The following is a 4,479-nucleotide window of genomic DNA, read 5'->3' as shown; positions in this document are numbered from 1 at the left end:
AAATAGGCCGCCAGGAAGGCCACCAGGATGGCCTTAAAGAAGGTCTCAAAGAAGGGGCGGCTGTCGTTTTCCTGCGTTTATTGCAACGGCGTTTTGGTCCGCCATCTGCGGTCATTCATGACACCGTGAAAAGTGCGGATCTTGCATCCCTGGAACTATGGAGTGACAAAATCTTTGATGCCGGGTCGATTGAGGAGATTTTTGCCAAGCCTTGAAAACAGTATTTACCTCAGATTTCATCCACCTTCTCCGGGTCGAACTCGGCCATGACGGCGGCACATATTTCTTGCAGGTCCGAGAGATGCAGCCGATTCCAGGGATGTTGTTCCAGCAAGGGGGTGGCCCAGGCCATGGCGGTGGAATCCCCGACGTCATCCTGGAAAAATTCCAGGGGTTCATGGTTGTGCAACCGGGCAACATGACTGGCCAGACGGTCGGCCAGTTGGAGAATCCGGGCCAGCATGACGGCGTTGCGGTTTTCGAGCCGGGAAAAATCCAGGTCGTGATGGTGACCAATACCCAGACAAATCTCTTCGGGCAACAGCCAACTGCGGGCCATAAGCTCCCCGATCTGGGCATGGTCGGTCTGTAAATGCTTGCGGTCGAAAGCGAGCATGTCGGCCTGCCCGGCCTGGTCGGTGGCCTGTTGCGCAAAAGCCTGCAAATGACCTGGAAATTTTTTTTCCAGGATCACAATCCCGCCATCATGAAACAAACCCGCAATATAGGCATGTTCCGGGGTGACCGGTTCCTTCAGGCGCAAGGTCACGAGTTCCGCCAAGCGGGCGGTCAACACCAGATGACTCCAGATCCGCCGAAAAGTGGCAAAGGATCCCTCCTGTTCGTCACGAAATGCATCCCGCAGGGCCGCAATGATGATGTGGCGATGAAAGCCGCGAATCCCCAAACGCACAAGGGCCTGATGAATGGAGACATTGGCCATGGTGCGGCCATAGAAGGAGGAGTTGGCCACCAGGAGAACCTTGGCGGCCAGGGAAGGATCCCGGCTGACTGCCCGGCTGATGCGGTTGAAATCGGCCTCGGCGGCGTTCATCTCCCGCCAGGCCTCCAGCACCGCCGCCGGCATGGCCGGAATGCCAATCTCCCGGATCAGTTCCAGGGATCTCTGATTCAGGGTGGCGTCGATGATCGAACGATGCGGCATGTGCCGGGCCTCCTTGGGCAATCCAGGTTGGCAAGGTCAGTTTTTCAGCCGCCAACCAAAACGAAAGAGCAGAACGGACAGGATAAAGAGTCCCAGCAAAACGAGCAAGACCGCAATGATGGCATTTCCCGGCGGCGTCTGTCCCACCCCCAGGACACCATGGCGAAACAGATCGACCAGGTAGAAAACCGGGTTGAACAACGGGACCGTCTGCCAGCCAGCCGGGAGCATCGAATTGGCGAAAAAAACCCCGCCCAGATAGACCAGGGGGGTCAGAATGAAGTTGCCCACCAAAGCAACCTGATCGAAGCTTTTGGCCCAGATACCGGTCAGCAGCCCCACCAGTCCGAAAATGGCCGCCATGACCAGCGTGGCTCCGAGCAGGAGCAGGGGTTTGACGATGCTGAAAGTCACAAAGCAGCGGGAGACGAGGAGAATACCAACCCCCACCAGCAGGCCGCGCAAAATGGCCGCCCCTGTGAAGGCCAGGACAATCTGGACCGGTTTGAGGGGCAGGGCGAGCAGGTCGGATTGCAGCATGCCCAGATATTTCATCTGGATCAATGACGAACTCGTGTTCTGGAAGGCATGCTGGATGATGCCCATGGCGGCCAGACCCGGGGTCAGGAATTGCAGGTAGGAGATTCCTGCGTCGGCGTCACCGATCCGTCCCCCCAGGGCACCGCCGAACACCGCAAAATAGAGCATGGCCGAAACCAGGGGGGCACCGAGCGTCTGGGTCCAGACCCACAGAAAACGCTGACACTCCCGGCGGAACAAGGCCCAGTTGCCATACCAGTTCACGGTGAGTCATCCATTGCATTCATGTTGGGTCCTCCGTCAGGTGCAGGAATACATCCTCCAGGCGCGGCAGATCGATGCGCAAATCCGCCACCTGGCCGGCGATGGTCCCGAGCCAGGAGAAAAATTCCGGGCTGCGACCGACCGCAAACTCTCCCGTCAGCCGCAAACCGGTCGGATCCGGATTACCGGCAGCCAGGGCATGCGGAAATGGGACCGGGGTATGGAGGAGAATCTCGAAACGCCGGAAGCCAAAGGTGTCGAGCAGGGCCGGGGTGCGATCACAGACCGCCACCTGTCCGGCGCGCAGAATGGCGACCCGTTCGGCCAGCTCCTGGGCCTCTTCGATGTAGTGGGTGGTCAGGATGACCGTGGTGCCATTCCGGTGCAATTCGCGCACAAAATCCCACAAGGAGTGCCGCAACGCCACATCCACCCCGGCCGTTGGTTCATCGAGGATCAACAGCCGGGGCTTGTGGGCCAGGGCCTTGGCAATGGTCAAACGCCGCCGCATGCCCCCGGAGAGGGCCTTGCTGTTCTGATCGGCATGGGGGGCCAGATGCAACCGCTCCAAAAGTTCATCGATCCAGGCGCGATTGTCGGCAAGGCCATAATAGCCGCTGTGATGACGCAAAATTTCCCGCACCGTAAAAAACGGGTCCAGGGCAATCTCCTGAGGGGTGAAGCCCAGCAGCATGCGCGTGCGTTGCGGATATTTGTCGATGGAGAGGCCAAACACCGTCACATGCCCGGAACTTTTGGTGACCACCTGGGCCACAATGTTGATCAGGGTCGATTTGCCGGCTCCGTTCGGTCCCAGAATGGCAAAAAATTCGCCCCGGCCAACCTCCAGGTCAATACCGCGCAGGGCCTCGATGCCGTTGCGATAATGTTTGGCCAAACCCACGATGGTCAAGGCGGGAGTCATGTGTTCGGACTCATGGATGCTTCAGGATGGTGCCAAGGTTTCCTGCCTGCTGCGGTGCTGATGTTCCGTCCATATTGACAGTGAGACCCGGAATCGTCTATGGCTCACAAAGGGGGTGGTCGATCCAGGACCATTTTTTTTTATTTGTCGCAATGGTATGCTGGAAAAACAAAACCACATGACAAGGATGGGACATGGTGCCAGGGATAGCCGCGACTCTTTTTTCCATATTTGTGCTGTTGGTTCCATGGTTGGCCATGGGGGCAATCGGGGAGCAGGGGGCTTTCATCACCAACGCTTATTTTTCCGACAAGCTCGTCGAGGTCGGGGAGGTATTGAAACCCAGTTCCGTGGTGAGTGTCTTGCCGGCCAACATGTCGGGCGTCAATGGCTATTTTATCATGGATGTGGTTTTTATCGAAACCGGGACCCATCAGCTTCAGATTGATATTCTCGACCGGAATTCCAAAAAAATTGCCGATATGGCCTATGATCCGGTTCAGGTCAGGGACAAGGATCACGTTTATACCGTTGTCGGCTCCGTGGCTGGGGAATTTCCGAGTGGCTGGTTGTTTTTCAAGGTATTCGACCAGATCAACAGCCGGGAACGACAGCACCTCAGCACCTTTTACATCATGACCCGGGATCCGGCGGATTCCGACCAGCCGGTGCAACCCAAGTCCAAAAAAGGGGAGCATCCTAAAAAAGCGGCGGCCCAGTTGGATAAACCGGCTTTGGGCGATTTCAAGTTCAACCCCAATCCGCCGCCGGAAGGGGATGCGGCGCGGAGCCGGGAAACCAGTTATTCCATTTATCTGGGATCTTATGGCAACAGCAACAATGCCCAGCACGTTACCGCCCGGGTCAATGCCCTGGGGATTCCCAGTTTCTATAAAACCATACTTGTTAATGGCCAGCAATATTACCGGGTCAATGCCGGGTCATTTTCCGATGCCGCCGAGGCCGAGTTGGCGGTCCGGTTGATTGAGGAGAAGACCGGCATCAAGGGGAGTGTCCATGATCTGGCCGTGGAGATGAGTGATGCCCGGCATACTGCTGCCGGACAAAAGATGGTTGCCAAGCCAGGTGCAACTGCGCCATCAGCGTCTGCGCCATCAGTGTCTGCGCCATCAGCGTCTGCGCCATCAGTGTCTGCGCCATCAGTGTCTGCCCCTCCCGCAGATGCCAATTTGATCTATGCCGGTTCATTTTCCGAACGGAAGCCGGCCCGGGAGACCTATGAAAAACTGGAAAAACTGCACTTGCCGGTTTTTCATCAGCAGACCAAAGTGGGTCAACAACCTTTTATTCGTCTGTTTGTGGGTCCATTTGCCAGCCGGGATAAACTGACTGCCGCCTTGCGTCTGATGCAGGACAAGCTGGACATCAAGGGGATTCCGATTGCCGAGGGGCAGGCGTCTCAGGTCATCTCCGATTCGAAAAAATCCCCAAACCTGATGTCCAAACCAGAGCGCCTGGCAGCAGAGGATGCCCGTGCCCCGGCGCACAAACCGGAAAGCAGGCCGGCGGAGGATGCCCGTGCCCCGGCGCACAAACCGGAAAGCAGGCCGGCGGAGGATGCCCG

Annotated in this window: 5 protein-coding genes; 2 read left to right on the top strand and 3 right to left on the bottom strand. The window is 57.4% G+C overall.

The genetic code is table 11. From position 1 onward, the window contains the following. Positions 1-215, top strand: a 215-nt coding sequence (locus tag HQL65_19970; protein MBF0138514.1) for a DUF4351 domain-containing protein, incomplete at its 5' end; no start/stop codon positions are given. 14 nt (positions 216-229) lie between these two features. Here the strand turns inward: HQL65_19970 and HQL65_19965 are convergent. The 3 genes from HQL65_19965 to HQL65_19955 are packed head-to-tail and all read right to left on the bottom strand — an operon-like array spanning position 230 to position 2,894. Then, entirely contained in the window at positions 230-1,165 is a 936-nt protein-coding gene (locus HQL65_19965) for an HDOD domain-containing protein (GenBank protein MBF0138513.1), read from the bottom strand. A gap of 36 nt (positions 1,166-1,201) precedes the next feature. Continuing rightward, positions 1,202-1,969 (bottom strand): ABC transporter permease, encoded by a 768-nt coding sequence (locus tag HQL65_19960; protein MBF0138512.1) that lies wholly within the window; start codon positions 1,967-1,969, stop codon positions 1,202-1,204. A gap of 19 nt (positions 1,970-1,988) precedes the next feature. Further along, on the bottom strand, positions 1,989-2,894 hold the full coding sequence (locus HQL65_19955) for an ABC transporter ATP-binding protein (GenBank protein ID MBF0138511.1): 906 nt from the start codon (positions 2,892-2,894) through the stop codon (positions 1,989-1,991). 194 nt (positions 2,895-3,088) lie between these two features. Between HQL65_19955 and HQL65_19950 the strand changes: the two genes are divergently transcribed. Next, positions 3,089-4,479 (top strand): SPOR domain-containing protein (locus HQL65_19950; protein MBF0138510.1); only part of this gene is annotated, 1,391 nt, incomplete at its 3' end.

The organism is Magnetococcales bacterium (genome assembly GCA_015228935.1).
GTDB lineage: Bacteria > Pseudomonadota > Magnetococcia > Magnetococcales > DC0425bin3 > HA3dbin3.
Note: the sequence above shows the minus strand (reverse complement) of the source record. Positions and strands in the feature narration are given on the sequence as shown.

Excerpts from the sequence above, each read along its gene's own strand:
- HQL65_19965 (MBF0138513.1), bottom strand. The coding sequence starts at position 1,165 with ATGCCGCATCGTTCGATCATCGACGCCACCCTGAATCAGAGATCCCTG.
- HQL65_19955 (MBF0138511.1), bottom strand. The coding sequence starts at position 2,894 with ATGACTCCCGCCTTGACCATCGTGGGTTTGGCCAAACATTATCGCAAC.